Origin of the sequence: Sphingobacterium sp. G1-14, assembly GCF_002196555.1 — a bacterium.
Taxonomy (GTDB): domain Bacteria; phylum Bacteroidota; class Bacteroidia; order Sphingobacteriales; family Sphingobacteriaceae; genus Sphingobacterium; species Sphingobacterium siyangense.
Genome location: NZ_CP021381.1, coordinates 1,244,281 through 1,262,657, shown reverse-complemented (window position 1 = coordinate 1,262,657; position 18,377 = coordinate 1,244,281). Strand labels below are relative to the sequence as shown.

Sequence of the window (18,377 nt, the reverse complement as noted above, 5' to 3'; positions counted from 1 at the left end):
GAATTAATTTTTATCAAACAGAGAAATGTCCAAAGTCGTACAATATCTTCAGACCCCCACTTTTAGGAAAAATCTTATTGCCGCTCTTATTGCGATAGTATGTCTATTCCTTTTCGTTTATATTGGACTGAAAATATATACCAAACATGATGAATCTATCGCCGTTCCTAAAGTGAAAGGCCTTCATATCAGTGCTGCCATCCAAGCTTTGGAGGACGCCGGGCTGGAATATCAAATTGACTCTGTCTATCAGATGGATGCCAAACCTGGCATGGTCATAGAGCAGGATCCCGAACAAGGATTTCATGTAAAATCGGGTCGGACTATTTATTTGACCATTATCACACAGGTTGCACCTGAAGTTGCTTTTCCGAATATAAAAGATAAAACATTGATTGAAGCAACAGCCATCTTGAAAAACCATAACCTTCGAATCGGTGACACTTCTTATGTCGCAGACATCGCCAGGGATATCGTATTGGATGCTCAATTTGCAGGACAATCTATCCGCAACGGACGCATGATTCCTAAAGGTTCACGTATAGATCTGGTTTTGGGAAATGGATTGGGAGCAAATGAGGTGGAGATACCTAATTTAGTTGGGCTTCCATTAAACGAAGCAAAGTTCGCCTTGTCTGGAGCTGGCTTAGGTCTAGGTACTGTAACCTACGATCCAAGCGTAACGGATACAGCCACTGCAGTAATCAGTGTGCAGTCACCAGGAATAGAAAAGGGCCTGACCAGTTTAGGGGCTAAAATTGACGTAACACTTTCACTCACGGCACCAACAGCAACAACAGGTGCTCCGACTGGAGGTACAACAACACCTAAACCACAGGCAAACCAAACACAGGTTACTCCGCCAGCGGCAAAACCTCCGGTTCAGTCAAAGCCTGTTGCTCCAGCAAAAAGTAACACAACAAATACCCCTGCAGCTAAACCGACAACGACAAATCCTGCAGCAGGGCAAAAAAAGGAAAAGGAAAATAAAGGGAATAGTTTAGGCTTTTAAGTTTATTTACTCAAAAATGAAGCTGCGTCGAATGATCTCCATCGTAATAGATTAGAGTTCTTGGCAGATTCATCAACCACTGATCGCTAAGGGTTATATAAACGCCATGAATAGCGAACAACAGATGAATAAAAAATTTTAGAATGGAAAATAAAAAAGGAATACCAAGTTGGTTAAAAATTATTGCGCTAATCGTTATCGTTGTTGGAGGTTATTTTGCCTGGACATTTTATAAAGCATTTTATGCTTCGAATGTATCGGGAGAGAAAAAGTACCTGTACATACACGAGGGTGAAAAATATGAGGATGTACTGAAATCAATCAAGGATTCAAATCTAGTGGATGATATCGCTTCCTTTGAGCGTGCAGCACAATATAAAAAATATGAAGAAAGTGTAAAACCCGGACGTTATCTGTTAACCCCAGGGATGAACAATAGACGCTTAGTCGGCAATTTGATTGGCGGTTACCAAGAACCTGTAAAATTCAGATTTTCCAATGTGCGACTGAAAGAAAATATGGCCGCACTTCTTGGAAAAAGTTTTGAGGCAGATTCTGCCCAATTTATTGCTGTACTGAATGATGAGGCTACCGCACAGAAATATGGATTTACAAAAGAAAATCTCATTTCAATGTTCATCCCTAATACCTACGAAATTTACTGGAACACCAATCCGGAAAAAGTAATTGCTCGTTTTGATGATGAATGGAAAAAGTTTTGGAATACGGATCGCACGGCAAAAGCAAAAGCACTTAATCTGACACCACAACAGGTTAGCACATTGGCGTCGATTGTGAAAGGTGAAGCTTTACACCAGGATGAAATGCCCATGATAGCCGGCTTATATTTAAACCGTCTCAAAAAAGGTATGTTATTGCAAGCAGATCCTACGGTGATCTTTGCTAATAATGACTTTACCATTAGAAGGGTATTGAACAAGCACCTCAGAACAGACAATCCTTACAATACTTACATCTATAGAGGATTGCCTCCAGGCCCTATATCAATTCCAAGCATCGCTGCAATTGATGCGGTTTTAAACTTTAAGCAACATGATTATATTTACATGTGTGCCAAAGATGATTTTTCTGGTTACCATAATTTTGCAAAAACAGAGGCTGAGCATTTGATCAATGCACGTAAATTCCAACAGGCTCTGGACGCTAGAAATATTAAAAAATAATGTTTGTATTTGACCACCAGATTCGCGTCCGCTATGCAGAAACAGACCAAATGGGCTATGTCTATTATGGAAACTATGCTGCGTTTTATGAAATAGCGAGAACTGAAATGCTGCGGAGCACGGGGATATCGTATAAGGAGCTGGAAGAAATGGGTGTCATGCTCCCCGTTACGGAGATGAAGACCAAATATCTGAAACCAGGCAAATACGATGACTTGATCACGATACGGGTAACAATCCGCAAGAAACCTGCCGTTCGCATCATTTTCGAATATGAGCTTTTCAATGAAAATGGGGAACTACTCAACCAGGGAGAAACAACCTTGGTCTTTGTCAATATGGAGAAAAATAGACCTTGTATGCCGCCACAGGTTTTCCTGGATAAGATGAGTAAATATTTTAATTGATATGGGGAAAATCCACCAATGGCTATTAAATTTTGAACCTTATTTTAGATTAATCGAATGGAGTAAACGTGTCGTACTACCTGGCTTTGGCTCACTACCACTTTATACTGTGGCGGTATTTTTCTTTCAGGAGCTTTCCAGAGATTCCATTGTCAGCAAGGCTTCTTCCCTTTCCTATAGCTTTCTATTGGCCATTTTTCCGGGAATCATTTTTCTATTTACATTAATCCCTTATATTCCGATTAATAATTTTCAGGAACAGTTGTTGGATTTCCTTGCAGTAGTAATTCCTAAAAATGCATTTCTCGTTGTTGAAACGACATTGGAGGATATTATCAAAAACCAAAATGGTGGATTGCTGTCTTTTGGTTTTGTGTTTGCGGCCTATTTTGCGACCAATGGCATGGCCTCCCTAATGAATGCCTTCAATAAAGCTTCCCTGATGACGGAGAGAAGACCTTGGATCAGAAAACGACTGCTTGCCTTAGCCTTGGCTTTTCTGATTATTTTTGCTTTAACAGCGGGGATGACGATATTTACCATAGCTGGCATTACGATAGACTACCTCAAGGAAACGACAGGGATTAAATCCAGCTTCTGGGCTATTCTACTTAAAGTAGCCCGATGGTTGATCATATTTGCTATTTACTTTTTCACCGTAAGTTGTATTTACAAATTTGGTCCCTCCAACTCCAATAAATGGAAACTCTTCAGTCCAGGAGCTTCTATGGCTACCATTTTAGCGATATTGACGTTTTCAATATTTACCTTTTATATCAATCATTTTGGTGCATATAACAAACTGTATGGATCCATTGGGACATTGATCGTCATCATGCTCTGGATTTACCTGAATACGCTTATTTTATTATTGGGATATGAGCTTAATGCGGCAATAGCGCTGTCCAAACAAACCATTGTTATTGCCAAGCCACGCATTTTCAACTCTTTTAAGAGAGAAGACTAAGTCGTCTTAAGCCACTTAAAATCTATTTTATCGGAAAAGGATTTCCGCAAATAAAGTCGAGAATTAGCAATAGTACAATTCAAATACCATCCCTTGCAGGGTTGGCATGTAAAAAGTCCCCTATAACTGAAAGTCTTTCAATAAAATAAGAAAAATAAAATTTTGCATTTAAAGTTTTTTTGTACCTTTGCAACTCCTACAAAGTAGGAAAAAGGAGAAAATTAATTAATGGCAAAAAAACAAGAAGCAGAAAAAGAATTAGCAGCGAAAAACGCAGAGCTACAAGGTGCTGACACTAAAGTAGTGAAAGACACTGAAAAAATTGAATCAGAAGCTGATTCAAACTTAATCGACGAAATCAAATCAAACACTTGGATCACACCAGAAGGTGAATTTGACTGGGATGCAAATGATAAAGGTTTCGGAAATTATAGCGATGCTGAACGCGCTAAACTTGAAGCACAATACGCAGATACTTTCAACCAAGTTAACCAAGGTGAAATTATTGAAGGTACTGTAGTTTCTATCAACAACAAAGACGTAGTCTTAAATGTTGGTTTCAAATCTGACGGTTTAGTTTCTTTATCAGAATTCCGTGACTTACCAGAATTAAAAGTTGGTGACAAAGTTGACGTATTCGTTGAATCTCAAGAAGATGCTAACGGTCAATTAGTACTTTCTCGCAAACGTGCTAAAACTCAAAAATCTTGGGAAGCTATCAATGAGGCATTGGAAAATGATGCAATCATTACTGGTTTCGTTAAGAGCCGTACTAAAGGTGGTCTTATCGTTGATATCAAAGGTGTTGAAGCATTCTTACCTGGATCTCAAATCGATATCAAACCTATCCGTGACTACGATGTATACGTAGGTAAAACAATGGAATTCAAAGTTGTGAAAATCAACCACGAATTCAAAAACGTTGTCGTATCACACAAAGTATTAATTGAAAACGACTTAGAAAACCAAAAATCTGAAATCGTTGCTAAATTAGAAAAAGGTCAAGTATTAGAAGGAACAGTTAAAAATATCACTGACTTCGGTGTGTTCATCGACTTAGGTGGTGTTGACGGTTTATTGCATATCACAGATATCTCTTGGGGTCGTATCGAGCATCCAAAAGAAGTTTTATCGCTAGATCAAACAATCAACGTTGTTGTATTAGACTTTGATGATGAGAAAAAACGTATCGCTTTAGGCTTGAAACAATTATCTGAGCATCCTTGGGAATCTTTAGATACTGCATTAGAAGTTGGTTCTAAAGTTAAAGGTAAAATCGTAACAGTTGCTGATTACGGTGCTTTCTTAGAAATCATCCCTGGTGTTGAAGGTTTGATCCACGTTTCTGAAATGTCTTGGTCACAAAACTTACGTTCTCCACAAGAGTTCTTGAAAGTTGGTGATGAGATCGAAGCGCAAATCTTAACATTAGATCGCGATGAGCGTAAAATGAGCTTAGGTATCAAACAATTGACTCCAGATCCTTGGAAAAACATCACTGAGCGTTACCCTGTAGGTTCTAAACAAACAGCTGTTGTTAAAAACATGACTAACTTCGGTGTATTTGTTGAGTTAGAAGAAGGTATCGACGGTTTGATCCACATCTCTGATTTATCTTGGTCTAAAAAAATCAACCACCCTAACGAATTCACTAAAGTTGGTGAAACATTAGACGTAGTTGTTTTAGAATTAGATGAAGAAAACCGCAAATTATCTTTAGGTCACAAACAATTGGAAGAAAACCCTTGGGATACTTTCGAAACGATCTTTACTGAAGGTTCTATCCACGAAGGTACTGTGATCAAAGTTGGTGACAAAGGTGATATCGTAGCTTTACAATACGGTGTTGAAGGTTTCTGTCCTTCTAAACACTCTGTTAAAGAAGACGGTTCTTCATTGAAAGTTGATGAAGTTACTTCATTCAAAATCATCGAGTTCAACAAAGAGAACAAACGTTTGGTAATTTCTCACTCTCGTATCTGGGAAGAAGAGAAAGAAGAAGCTCGCAAAGAAGAGTCTAACAACCGTAAAAAAGACGCTAAAGCTGAGTCTTCAGCTGTGAAAAAAGTAAAAGATTCTGTTGAAAAATCTACTTTAGGCGACTTAGACGTATTAGCTCAATTGAAAGAGCAAATGGAAAATGATAAAAACGCTAAGTAATTAGCAATTTCAATCCATAAAAAGCGGCTGTTCCAAAAGGACAGCCGCTTTGTTTTTATAGGGATGCTTTTGTAATTTTGTATCAATAAACGTTATTGTTATGTCATTCAAATCAGCCTTAATTAACCCCACCGAACTTCAGGAATCACTGGGACAGCATACAGACATTGTCCTCCTCGATTGCACCATCGACAAAGTTGGTCAATCCATCAAGGATACCAAGTTCGAAGTTCTTCCCCATTCTCAATTTTTTGACATCGAAGGGAAACTTTCGGATGCTACTTCCAAATTACCGCATACCCTCGTTTCTGCAGCGGTATTCGAAAGGGAAATGCAAAGCCTGGGAATAAATCAGGATAGTACGGTCGTATTATATGACAGATGGGGCGTTTATTCAAGCCCAAGGGCCTGGTGGATGTTTAAGGTCATGGGATTTGAACAGGTCTTTATTTTAAATGGCGGTGTTCCTGCTTGGAAAAATAACAAACTGCCCGTCGTAGACCAGTATACAACCGCTGCAAGTCCCGGTAATTTTAAAGCCCAATTTCAAGCAAACCTTTATGCCGATAAAGAGTATATCTTAACACATTATCGGGATACTCAAGTGAATATTTTTGACGCCAGAAGTAAAGGTCGATTTAGTGGTTTAGTAGCTGAACCCCGGAAAGGCCTTCATGGTGGGCATATCCCCCATTCCAAAAATCTCCCTTTCGAAGAATTATTTGACGGAATCGTTTATAAACCCGTTGATGAATTGAAACAGCAATTTGATCATTTTAATGCGACCGGAAATGAATATGTATTCTCCTGTGGATCGGGTATCACGGCCTCAGTCTTAGCATTTGCTTGTCATCTCGCTGGTCATGAGCAAATCCGTGTATACGATGGTTCTTGGTCAGAGTGGGGCCGTGAAGAGCTCAATCTACCCATCGAGAAATAGTTTAAAACAAGGTATTCCAAGAATAGAGATTATCCTCCAAGCGGATTTTTTCGGCATCTAGGAGATTACGGATGATCTCTATTCTTTTCTTTTCTGTGCCTATCGTCAAACTCGCCACCAAATCATGAATGTTTTTGGCTTCAGCAAGTAAACTGCTTTTGATTTCTGCTTTTATATTTGCCCGCTGCTTTTCCTGATGATTGCGGATCAGACATAAATCGCATACTTCACAGAATCCCGCATTTTTCTCTCCAAAATATAACAACAGCGATTGACTGCGGCAATTGCTCTGTTCAATATAACCGATCATGCCATTGACTTCCTCTTCCTTCACCTGATGGCGATCGCGAATAAAAATATGATCGATATGCAGGTGTTTGTAATCGACTCGGTTCTGCAAAAAGGTCAATTGTGGCGCATCTGTAGAAGGCAGATAGCTCGCTATTTCCAGTGTCTCCAACGACTTCAACAGCTCGACAACACGATCATAAGGCAGACCTAACTTACGTGCAAATTCATATTCATTGATGAGGATATAGTTTTCAAATACACCACCATAGCTGCGCAAAATAGCCTTAATAAGCTTATCATATTTGACATACTGCACCTGAACTTTATACAATTCGGCGCTATCAATTTCAAACTTAAAGCGTGAAGGTATTGTAACAGCTTCTGACAAAACCAACCAAGTGTCCCGCTCCAGAAACTTCAGCGCATTCATAACAGGAACCAACGGTAGCTGATATTTTTTTGCAAATGCAACAACATCAAAATCTACAGTCACTCCTTCTCCAGAACCATAGGGAATCTGAAAATGATTACAAAGGTAATGATAGGTCTGTTGAATAAATGGAATATCAGGAAAGCTAGCTTGCAAATTATCGACAAGTTTCCGCTCATCTGCCTTTTGATAAAGAATAACGGGATAGGCCTTCTTGCCATCTCTTCCTGCCCTACCGGCTTCTTGATAATAGGCCTCCAGCGAATCGGGCAAATCGAGATGAATGACAAACCGTACATCGGGTTTATCAATTCCCATCCCAAACGCATTTGTAGCTACAATAACGCGAACAACATTTGTCATCCACCCTTGCTGTTTCTGATCCCGTTCCTGCCCCGTGAGCCCGGCATGGTAATAATCTGCCGAAATGCCATTATTGACTAAAATACGGGCTATCTCCTGTGTTTCCCGCCGGTTTCTGACATAAACAATACCGGATCCACCCAACTTGTGTATGATGCGGACCATACGTCCCATCTTATCCTCTTCCTCAATGGCCATATAAGCCAAATTGTCGCGGAGAAAGCTTTTGACAAATACATTTTCTTTTGGAAAATTCAGCTTCTGCTGTATATCGCTAATGACACGCTCAGTTGCTGTCGCTGTAAGGGCCAGAAAAGGAACCTTGGGATGCAGTTCCCGTAACTTAGCGAGTTCTAAATAGGGAGGTCTGAAATCATACCCCCATTGAGAAATACAATGTGCTTCGTCTATCGCAAAAAGATTTACATTCATAAATCGTATGCGCTCCCTTACGATATCATTGTATAATCTTTCAGGAGAAAGATAGAGAAATTTTATTTGCCCATAGACGCAATTGTCCAACGTAATATCCACCTCCCTCTTCCGCATTCCAGCATAAATCGCGACCGCTTGAATTCCATTTTTTTTCAAATGCTCAACCTGATCTTTCATCAATGCTATAAGCGGTGTAACGACAATACAAATCCCTTCTCGCATCAAGGCAGGTACCTGAAAACAAATCGACTTTCCGCCGCCAGTCGGCAATAAAGCCAGTGTATCTTTACCTGAAATGACCGATTGAATAATTTCTTCCTGCAGGGGTCTAAATGAATCGAAACCCCAGTATTGCCTTAAGATTGATATACTATCTTGCGTCATAAGTTCTCCTTATCCCAAACATACGCAAAATTATCTTTCATGAGATAATTCTGTATTCCCAAACTATCCAATATACGTTTTGTATGCTTAGATTTCTCCATTGAATTGGATCCATCCAGTATAACAAGTTTTGGTCTAATTTGCTTCAATAAACGAGGTAAACCATTTAGTAAATTTTTTCTGACAATGACAAGGTCGGCAGGTGTCATTGTTCCCCCTGCATGCGATAAAATAGCAATTCTACCTAAAGGGAGCGTGACAAGGTAGTTTTTCCGCTCCCGACCATTCAAAGTTACAAACTGAACTTTTTCCCTCGTCAGTAATTGGATCTCTCTTCCACATGCATATTGCAAGCCTCGGGATTGCAAAGAATCAAATGTGCTGTAAACGATACCGCGCCCACCTTTGAAATACCCGATCGTCAACTCATATTTCGTATTATAGACCCGAAACCGTTCTACATCTTTATTTTCCAGGTATTTTTGCGCAGTGATCAATAGTATTCCAATTGCACAGCATCCCCCTAGCCAAACGTATTTTTTATCTTTCCATTGAAAAGCATATAAAAAAGAAAATAGTGCAAAATAGGTCAAAAATAGAAGCTCCAGCCCCATAGGTTCAACTTTTATTGTTGAAAAAGCCAAATGGTCAATAAATTTCAAGCAGTATAAGATGAAAGCGATGAGATGCTCCAAAAGAAAGCCCAATAAATCGTTGAGCCCCTGCATTGGATTGATTGTCATAATAAAACCGAGATACATCGCTAATGTTGAAGGGAAATCGACTAATACATTGGCTACCAGAAAATAAGTTGGAAATTGTCCAAAATAATAAAGGCTCAGTGGCGTTGTCAATAGCTGCGCAGCAATAGAAACAGCCAATGCATCTCTCAAAAGCCGTAATATCGGTCTTTTAACCGGAAGGAATCCTTCGACAAGCGGCGAACATATCGTCATACCCAAAACGGCTAAAAAAGACAGCTGAAAACCCACATCAACAACAGCCCGGGGAACGGCCAGTAAAATCAATAATGCGGCAATAATAAGCGAATTCAGTGTTGAAAAGCTTCGTTTAAAATGCTGTGCACACAGCACAAAACTAATCATAATAGCTGCCCGCGTAATCGGCGGATCAAGCCCTGCAATAAAAGCATATATCCAGATCATACTCCATAACAAAATTAGTGGCAGCCATCTGAGATAGAAAGGCCAGGCAATTCGCTTGAAAATAAGGGATAAAAAACTGAATAAAACAGCAACATGCATTCCCGAAACACTTAATACGTGTATCGTTCCCGTATTGGTGAAGGCCTGGATGCTTTCGGCACTGATATCGCTCCGGGAACCATATAATAAAGCTGAAGCAATAGCAAAGTGCTCATCCTTTTTGATATGGGGACGAAGCTTAACCAAAAAATATCTCCTCGTTTGTAAAGCGAGCCCAGTTAATGAAAAAGCCGTTGTTTCTTTCCTACTGATCAGCTTATACCGACCAAAGACTGCGAAAATTTCATGATAGATATGCTGTCTTTTCAAATACTGTCTATAGTCAAATTCCATTGGATTGAATGGCGGAGCTATTTCCTTTACTTGACCTTTTAACCACAATAGATCACCAAACTGCAGTGGGTTCTTCTGGCTGGATTTTAAAGATAACATCAGTCGACCTGTAGTTTCAACAAATTCACCTTTTTGGTAAGCCCCTACTACTTCCGCCGAAAAACGAATGATATCCCGCTTCACCTTGGGCTCTTCAATAATTTTGACTACATAACTATCGGTCACTATATGGGAGAAATGACTGATTGTAACCAAAGGGGCTTCGCGCCAAAATTGGAAAATCCCAAATAATACAACAGACACATAATACCCGTAGCTATAGCCATACTGGCGGATTCTTCCCTTTAATAAATAACAACAAAACGTTATCAAAACCAGCACAACCAATAGCTGCTGAACGCATTGGAAAATGTGGAACGACATAGGTAATTTAGGGGCGAAAAGAAGCGTCACAATATATAGGATCGCTATCTTAAGAATAGGCAGCCGCTCTAATCTTTGTATAAAACTAAGCTCTTTCATAACTGCCACCGCAACTGTATCTTAACCTCTGACTTTCTATTACCCTCAATTTGGTCCAGTCCAGTCCCAATACTCTCTCGCCCCGGATAATAATAGACCGCATATTTGGTCCATACCTGAAGATGGCGGCTTAACCGATACTGCAGATTGAAATACATTCTCCATCCCCTTGTATTGTACATTCCAAAACCAGATGCATATAATACATCCTGCTCATAAGCATAGATCCGATTATCATAACTTGCCGCATCGAAATACGCAACGCGTATATTCGACTGAAATTTTCCCGCGCTAGACTTCCAGAGCAAATCTTGATAAAGCATATAACCGAAACTATTTTCCTGATACTCTTTTTGGAATAAATTAGCTTCTACACGGGAGCGAATCGTCCATATTGAACTTAGGCGGTAATGAAATTCTACCCTGAACTGCTGTTTGCTGGTATTTACAAGCCCGTGCTCGGTTTGTCCCTCTCCCTGATAATTAACTTGTTTCAATCGGTTACGATAGCGCAATGAAAGTTGGCCTTTTTTGTACCACATGTAACTCAGCTGGCTAAAAAAATCAGCGCCTGTAGATAGCGTATCAGCCTGATACTTTGCTCCCGGGAAACGAAATATATCCGCATAATTGGACCAGAGCAATTTTCTCCCCAATTGATACGTTAGTCCCAAATAAGCTCCCTGTTCGTTGGAGCTGTTATCCGATTCACCAAATCCCTGTCCATAAAAAGTATGAAAATTCTTTTTATAGTCCCGCAGCAATACAACCGATGATAAACGTGGATGCAAACTTATCATAGATCCTGCTAACAGTGCTGAACCGCCATCCATGCTGCTTGCATACTCACCAAATAAATAAGCATTCCGAATCGTATAGTTTCCATATAGACTTATATTTCGCAAAAAATCACCTTCAAAGTCCGCCTTTTGCCGTATACCATTGCCTTTTGTTTTAAAGACATTTAATTGTGTCTGATTGAAATGAACACCCATTTTGAACCGCTTATAGCGCCACAACAGATTCAATCCATAGGCCAGTTGAGATGCGGCATGACGGTATTGCTGTTCGGTTGCAGTCCGATGCAAGCCTGAGCTTGCGATCGTTGAAATCGTAGGCGGAGAAGTTGTACGGTTAACTTTTCCATCTATGGATTGGTAGGAGAAATAAGGTGTAATTTCAATGTGCCTAATCTGTAATGTTCCTGCAATGCCACGCATAAAATTAGCCTCATTTAATGACGTATATGACTTTACACCGATCCCTTGTCTTGCAGTATGCTGTACCAATCCCCCTTTTCCAAAATTCAGACCATTCCACATACTGAGTCCCTGGCCAAATTGCAACGCGTAATCGCCGATCACGATATTTTTGAAACGGCCTAAAGACTTTATTGATATACTTAAGCTATAGAAATCAAATCCCATTTTTTGCCTGTCTCTAAAAAATGGTTCCCCCGCATCTTTCTCCATATTAACTGCGAGATGAAACCCATCGTTTAACTGGGCTCTATACCTAACAGCATATCGATTGGCATCGCCAAGATAATGGGATTTCGTCGTATCGATTATACGGTATCCCTTTGCTTTTTCGAGTATCCGGGCGTACCGTATTATAAATTCCTGTTTAAAATTTCTCGATTTCAGGGTTTCAAGGGGAGATCCCGGACCTACCCTTACGAAGGGTAACAACAAACTGACTATCCGCTCATTAAATCCTTCAATGGACTGTAGTTCGAGTACGTTGATAAAATTCCCTGAAATGGTCCTATGGGCCAATAGGTGCTCGATTAATAAAGGGTTCAAAAATTGTAATTCAGTGAGTTCTCTACCATCAGTTTTGTTGAGATCGATCGGGTGTTTGAGATAATGAGACCACTTTTCAGTGAATTCACTCAAATCAGCATCCTCAGGAAGCTCTTCCGATAAGCTTTCAAATAAATCTTGGAGATCGATTTTTTCATTTGTTTGCGCCGTACAGGTTAGTCCAATAAAACAACCTATAAAGAGCAAAATTTTGCTACAATATTTCATAATAGGTTTTAATTAATATTGGCTAAATGCTAGGCGATGAACCTTTTATCCCGGCAGAAAAACGGTTCACTGGTATGAAATTAGGAAATATAAAAGAATAAAAAAAGCCTGATGAAAAATTTCATCAGGCTTTTTTTATTCTTTTATGATCAGATCAATTAAATATCAATTTTAGCATAACGTGCATTTTTTTCGATAAATTCACGACGCGGAGCAACTTCATCACCCATCAACATCGAGAAGATACGGTCACATTCTGCCGCGTTTTCAATAGTTACTTGTCTTAAAGTACGCGTTTCAGGATTCATGGTTGTATCCCATAACTGTTCTGCATTCATCTCTCCAAGACCTTTATAACGTTGTACGTGTACGCTATCCTCTTTACCACTTCCTTTCAAACGTTGAATTGCATTGATACGTTGGTCTTCATTCCAAGCGTACTCATGCTCTTTCCCTTTTTTCACCAAGTATAGCGGCGGTGTAGCGATATATACATATCCTCTTTCGATCAATTCCTTCATGTATCTGAAATAGAACGTCAAGATCAATGTTGTAATGTGGGACCCATCCACATCGGCATCGGTCATGATGATGATGCGGTGATAACGTAATTTTTCAATATTCAATGCCTTAGCATCTTCGGCAGTACCTACACTCACGCCCAAAGCTGTAAACATATTTTTGATCTCCTCATTTTCGTAGATCTTATGTTCCATCGCTTTTTCAACGTTCAGGATCTTACCACGTAAAGGCATGATCGCCTGATGCTTTCTATCACGACCAGACTTGGCAGTACCACCCGCAGAATCCCCCTCGACAAAATAAATCTCACATTTGGTAGGATCGTTGTCTTGACAGTCGGCTAATTTACCAGGAAGTCCGGAGCCCCCCATAACGGTTTTACGTTGGACCAAATCACGGGCCTTACGTGCAGCAGCACGTGCTTGAGCTGCAATGACAACCTTTTGAACAATAGATTTTGCCTCACGTGGATTCTCTTCCAGATAAACACCTAAGATCTCACCAACAGCAACATCTACAGCCCCCATCACCTCGGAGTTACCTAATTTCGTCTTCGTTTGTCCCTCAAATTGAGGTTCTGCAACCTTCACCGAAATTACAGCTGTCAATCCCTCACGGAAGTCATCACCGGTAATTTCCACTTTTAAGTTTTTAAGCAAACCTGACTTGTCCGCATATGCTTTCAAAGTACGTGTCAAACCACGACGGAAACCCGCAACGTGAGAACCACCTTCAATCGTATTGATGTTATTCACATAAGAATGGACATTCTCCGAATACGTATCGTTATATTGTAAAGCCAGTTCAACAGGGATACCTTGTTTCACGCCTTCAACATAAATTGGTTCAGGAATCAACGACTGACGGTTACCATCTAAAAATTTCACAAACTCTTTCAGACCACCCTCTGAATAGAATGTTTCTTTCTTTTCAGAACCGTCTTCATTAGTCTCCCGCTCATCATTCAACGTCAAACTCACACCTTTATTTAAAAATGCAAGTTCACGAAGACGATTTGCCAATGTATCGTAATTATAAACGGTAGTCTGCGTGAAAATTGTCGCATCTGGATGGAACGTTACAATAGTACCCGTCTTATCCGAAACACCAACTTCTTTCACATCATACAAGGGCTTACCAATTTGGTATTCTTGCTGGAAAATCTTTCCATCGCGATGAACCTCAGCCTTCAAAAGGGTAGATAGTGCATTCACACAGGAAACACCGACACCATGCAGACCACCAGAAACCTTGTATGTATCTTTATCAAATTTACCTCCGGCGTGCAATACAGTCATTACAAGCTCTAAGGCTGATTTATTCTCTTTTTTGTTGATTCCTGTAGGAATACCACGACCGTTATCCCGGACAGAAATCGAATTATCTTTATGGATAGTAACAAAGATATCTGTACAATATCCTGCTACAGCTTCATCGATTGAATTGTCAACAACCTCGTATACCAAATGGTGCAATCCTTTTACACCGGTGTCACCAATATACATGGATGGACGCTTACGAACCGCCTCTAAACCCTCTAATACCTGAATATTATCGGCCGAATAGGTGGATGCATTTTTATTTTCTTCGCTCATTGAAAACCTCTTAAATGTAATATTCAAAAATACGAAATTTTGGCCGATTTATCAAGTCCGTGAACAAGTATTGAACCTATATTCCGAATTATAATACACAGGATAATTTTACTTTTTTATTACTAAAAACTAGAATTTCGATTTTTTTATGTTAGGTTTGTTTTCAGTAATAATTTGCAAATAACAAAAAAATGAACACTATATTTTCAATTGTATCGAAAGTTTCCTTTGGCCTTTTATTGGTTGGAACTATTGCATCATGTAACCAAGGTGCAAAAACAACAAACGAACCTGCAAAAAATGATTCCAATACGGTAAGCAAGGAGAGCCAGGGAAGTAACAAAGATAAAATCGTCTATTTAAACTCGGATTCACTTTCTGAAAAATATCAATATTTTAAGGACATTAAATCAAAGCTTGAAAACAAAGTAAAGAAAGCACAAACGGATCTGCAATCTAAAAGCACTGCATTCCAACGGGAAGTTGCCGAATATCAAAAAAATGCAGCTACAATGTCTGCCCCTGATAGACAAGCTACTGAACAAAAACTAGCACGTAAACAAGATGAGCTTGCACGTTTAGATCAAACAGCTTCTTCCTCTATTGCAAAAGACGAGTCTGAAGAATTCAACAATGTTTATAATAAAATTACCGAATTCCTGAAAAAACATGCTGCAGAAAATGGCTACAAACTGGTGCTGACCTATTCAAAAAGCAACCCAACTGTATTGTATGCTGACCCATCTCTGGAAATCACGAATGAGGTAATCAAACAGTTAAACGAAGAATATAAATCTTCAAACAAATAGAAGGTTATAATAATTTAGGAAAGCCATCAACTGAGTTGATGGCTTTTTTTATTTTCTTTCTTATCTTGTCCTTACTAAAATTGGATTTATGGTCAGAACGATTGTTGAAAAGGAAATCGCAAACTACGAATGGATAGATATAGCTGAGCCAACCTCAGAAGACTTCACCTTTATCAAAGAGCGCTTCAATTTGAATGAAGCTTCGATCAAGGATTCCAAAGAACCAGAACATCTACCGAAAATTGAAGAATTTGAGAATTATACCTTTGTTATTCTCCGTGTCATGTCGGACAATTTCAAGGAAAATTCAGACAGCATCGGGGAAATCACCGATCGCCTGACCATCTTCTACGGAAGTGATTTTGTGATTACTGTACACAAACGTCGTATCGAGTTTTTAGAAAAACTTAAGAATATTGAATTCACGTCCATCAAGACAAAAAATAGCCGTAAACTGGCTGTATTTATCACGACTGCGGCTGTATTCACCTTTAGTCAAACCTTAGAGCAACTTTCAACACGCATCGATGCATACGAAGAATTGATTTTCCTCAAACGCATGAAACAACAGCCAATACTGAAAAACCTCTATTTTATCAAAAGGCAGATTGATGTTGCACGAAAGGTCATCTTTCTCTACAGAGAGGTCGTTGAGCATTTTCATTCCTCGTCCAAAAAAGATGTCTATACCCGCGATTTAAAAGATCTCCAGGTCCGGACATCAACCTTGTACGAAAACTTATCGGAAAATGTAGCACAGCTACTGAATGTATATTTCAACATCTCGTCTAATCACACCAATGAGATTATGCGCATCCTGACGATTTTCTCCGTATTTTTTATGCCAATCACTTTTGTGGCAGGAATTTATGGAATGAATTTTAAAAATATGCCCGAATTAGAATGGTACTATGGATATCCAGTGGCCATGGGAATCATGGTTGCCATATCCCTTGCGATTTATTTGTGGTTCAAAAGAAAAGGTTGGCTATAATAAGCCAACCTTTTTCTTTGCAGGGGTAACCACAAAATCTTTAAGATAGAATGGCTCGAAATAAGCAACATCCTCAAACTCTTTCCGCTGAAATTTATCAAAGGCCAACAGCGATAGAAAAGCCGCGGAAACATTAAATCCGCTCAGCACATCCACGCGATCCGTTGCACTGAACAAATCCTGGAATTTATCGGCTCCCGAACCAAATAAATGGACACGATGATAGTTCAGCAATAATTCATTGAAATACTCAACATCGATGATTTCCGCAGATGTCGCTCTCTCCAATATAGCGTTATGATTATAAACTGCTGTATAGACTTCCATCCGACGGGCATCGAGCATAGGAAGGTAAGCTTCATCTTCTGTTAAACCGAATTGCCCTTTATAGCCTAAAAACAACGCTTCTAACGTGTTAATAGCGATTAAAGGTACATCTAAGGCATAACAGAGACCTTTGGCCGTAGACACTCCTATCCGCAAGCCTGTATACGAGCCTGGCCCCATACTCACCGCAACAGCGTTCAAATCCTGCATCTTTCGGCCTGTCTGTTTAAGAATTTCCGCAATCAAAATAGTCAATTTAGCCGCATGAGCATTTGGTTCATCGAGATCGATGACTTGCAACGTTTGACCATTTTCACTCAAGGCAACCGAACATACAGCGGTTGATGTATCAATTTGTAAAATTAAATTATTCATCGTCGTTATAGAAATCAAGGTACAGGATCATGCCCATGGCCACCCCAAGGGTTGCAACGTGCGATTCGTTTCAAAGCCATCCAGCCACCTTTAAAAGGACCATATTTCAAAATAGCTTCCTTACCGTACTGAGAACAGGTAGGTGTATATCTACAATTGGCGCCTAAAAATGGTGAGATAAAAACTTGGTAGAAACGAATAATAGCCAAGAAAATAAAACTAAACAAGGGTCTAATCCCCTTTTTCCAAATAAGCTTCAGCACATTCATCCTGCAATTTTTTCAGCATTTTATTCATTGCGGTGCTAAACACATCATACGCTAAGATCTGCTTGCCTACATATTGAATAGCTAAATACAAAGTTACATTATGTTTCAACAAAAACGGAATCAAATCATTCGATTTTTGTAAACGGTAACTCTCACGCATCATTCGCTTAATCGAATTGCGATCAACTGCTCTTTTGAACCTACGTTTGGATACGGAAATGATAGACTGACTGGAGGGAATATGGTCAGTCAAGTTGTTTTTCTCGAAGATAAAAACAACCCTAAACGGATACAAAACAAAAGAAGAACCGCTTTTAAAAAGCGCATCAATACGCCTTTTCGCACATAACCGTTCTTCTTTTGTAAATGTATTTTTCATACGATGACTTAATCTTACTAGAAAAAGCTCTTATAAGTGGCCACCGATCCTTGTCAAAGATTAACCTTTGTGACGGTATTCGTCAGACACTGTAAGACGTTTTCTACCTTTAGCTCTACGTGAAGCTAATACTCTTCTACCGTTTGCAGAGCTCATACGCTCTCTAAAACCGTGTTTGTTTCTTCTTTTTCTTTGCGATGGCTGAAATGTTCTTTTCATGACGCTATTATGCTAATTTGTTCTTACTTCAATTAATACAAAACTCCCCAAGAGGAATGCAAAAGTAAAGTTTATTTTAGACAAAAACAAACAATATTACGAACATTTAAAGTTAATGTGAAGCAGACAAGCTAATTTATTCAGCTACAGCTTCAAAAAACAATTTTTCAACTACCATAAAATAAAAATCAGCACAGTTTG

At 39.3% G+C, this 18,377-nt stretch carries 16 protein-coding genes; 8 read left to right on the top strand and 8 right to left on the bottom strand.

The features are described from left to right. Positions 1 to 25 precede the first annotated feature (25 nt). The 6 genes from CBM24_RS05350 (at position 26) to CBM24_RS05325 (ending at position 6,670) form a co-directional block, all read left to right on the top strand. Positions 26 to 1,012 (top strand): PASTA domain-containing protein, encoded by a 987-nt coding sequence (locus CBM24_RS05350; protein ID WP_088160437.1) that lies wholly within the window; start codon positions 26 to 28, stop codon positions 1,010 to 1,012. 143 nt (positions 1,013 to 1,155) lie between these two features. After that, on the top strand, positions 1,156 to 2,196 hold the full coding sequence (gene mltG / locus CBM24_RS05345) for an endolytic transglycosylase MltG (RefSeq protein WP_088160436.1): 1,041 nt from the start codon (positions 1,156 to 1,158) through the stop codon (positions 2,194 to 2,196). Next, positions 2,196 to 2,603, top strand: coding sequence for an acyl-CoA thioesterase (locus tag CBM24_RS05340; protein ID WP_088160435.1), 408 nt, complete (start codon positions 2,196 to 2,198; stop codon positions 2,601 to 2,603). The genes mltG and CBM24_RS05340 overlap by 1 nt, the downstream gene beginning before the upstream one ends. Position 2,604: 1 nt before the next feature. Continuing rightward, positions 2,605 to 3,570, top strand: a complete 966-nt coding sequence (locus CBM24_RS05335) for a YihY/virulence factor BrkB family protein (protein WP_088160434.1) — start codon at positions 2,605 to 2,607, stop codon at positions 3,568 to 3,570. 228 nt (positions 3,571 to 3,798) lie between these two features. After that, positions 3,799 to 5,730, top strand: a complete 1,932-nt coding sequence (gene rpsA / locus CBM24_RS05330; protein ID WP_075991301.1) for a 30S ribosomal protein S1 — start codon at positions 3,799 to 3,801, stop codon at positions 5,728 to 5,730. A 100-nt stretch (positions 5,731 to 5,830) separates the two neighbouring features. Further along, entirely contained in the window at positions 5,831 to 6,670 is an 840-nt protein-coding gene (locus CBM24_RS05325; protein ID WP_088160433.1) for a sulfurtransferase, read from the top strand. 1 nt (position 6,671) lies between these two features. On the opposite strand, the gene CBM24_RS05320 is transcribed toward CBM24_RS05325, so the two are convergent. The 4 genes from CBM24_RS05320 to gyrB form a co-directional block, all read right to left on the bottom strand. Then, positions 6,672 to 8,573, bottom strand: a complete 1,902-nt coding sequence (locus tag CBM24_RS05320) for an ATP-dependent DNA helicase RecQ (protein ID WP_088160432.1) — start codon at positions 8,571 to 8,573, stop codon at positions 6,672 to 6,674. Beyond that, complete coding sequence (locus tag CBM24_RS05315; RefSeq protein WP_198386041.1) at positions 8,570 to 10,555, bottom strand: ComEC/Rec2 family competence protein; 1,986 nt, start codon at positions 10,553 to 10,555, stop codon at positions 8,570 to 8,572. Before CBM24_RS05315 ends, CBM24_RS05320 begins: the two co-directional genes overlap by 4 nt. 95 nt (positions 10,556 to 10,650) lie before the next feature. Beyond that, a complete protein-coding gene (locus CBM24_RS05310) occupies positions 10,651 to 12,687 on the bottom strand; it encodes a helix-hairpin-helix domain-containing protein (protein WP_088160430.1) in 2,037 nt (678 codons plus the stop codon). Between the two features lie 158 nt (positions 12,688 to 12,845). Then, on the bottom strand, positions 12,846 to 14,804 hold the full coding sequence (gene gyrB, locus CBM24_RS05305) for a DNA topoisomerase (ATP-hydrolyzing) subunit B (RefSeq protein ID WP_088160429.1): 1,959 nt from the start codon (positions 14,802 to 14,804) through the stop codon (positions 12,846 to 12,848). A 191-nt stretch (positions 14,805 to 14,995) separates the two neighbouring features. Here gyrB and CBM24_RS05300 point away from each other — a divergent pair, with 191 nt between their 5' ends. Together CBM24_RS05300 and CBM24_RS05295 are read left to right on the top strand one after the other, a co-directional pair. Next, complete coding sequence (locus tag CBM24_RS05300) at positions 14,996 to 15,613, top strand: OmpH family outer membrane protein (RefSeq protein WP_088160428.1); 618 nt, start codon at positions 14,996 to 14,998, stop codon at positions 15,611 to 15,613. 88 nt (positions 15,614 to 15,701) lie between these two features. Continuing rightward, complete coding sequence (locus tag CBM24_RS05295; protein WP_088160427.1) at positions 15,702 to 16,607, top strand: CorA family divalent cation transporter; 906 nt, start codon at positions 15,702 to 15,704, stop codon at positions 16,605 to 16,607. On the opposite strand, the gene tsaB is transcribed toward CBM24_RS05295, so the two are convergent. The 4 genes from tsaB to rpmH are packed head-to-tail and all read right to left on the bottom strand — an operon-like array spanning position 16,602 to position 18,176. Next, on the bottom strand, positions 16,602 to 17,309 hold the full coding sequence (tsaB, locus tag CBM24_RS05290) for a tRNA (adenosine(37)-N6)-threonylcarbamoyltransferase complex dimerization subunit type 1 TsaB (protein WP_088160426.1): 708 nt from the start codon (positions 17,307 to 17,309) through the stop codon (positions 16,602 to 16,604). The two genes, CBM24_RS05295 and tsaB, sit on opposite strands and share 6 nt — an antisense overlap. 14 nt (positions 17,310 to 17,323) lie before the next feature. After that, positions 17,324 to 17,578, bottom strand: a complete 255-nt coding sequence (yidD, locus tag CBM24_RS05285; protein WP_075991293.1) for a membrane protein insertion efficiency factor YidD — start codon at positions 17,576 to 17,578, stop codon at positions 17,324 to 17,326. Continuing rightward, positions 17,541 to 17,957, bottom strand: coding sequence for a ribonuclease P protein component (locus tag CBM24_RS05280; RefSeq protein WP_088160425.1), 417 nt, complete (start codon positions 17,955 to 17,957; stop codon positions 17,541 to 17,543). Before CBM24_RS05280 ends, yidD begins: the two co-directional genes overlap by 38 nt. 60 nt (positions 17,958 to 18,017) lie before the next feature. After that, on the bottom strand, positions 18,018 to 18,176 hold the full coding sequence (gene rpmH, locus CBM24_RS05275) for a 50S ribosomal protein L34 (protein ID WP_075991291.1): 159 nt from the start codon (positions 18,174 to 18,176) through the stop codon (positions 18,018 to 18,020). Between the last annotated feature and the right edge of the window lie 201 nt (positions 18,177 to 18,377).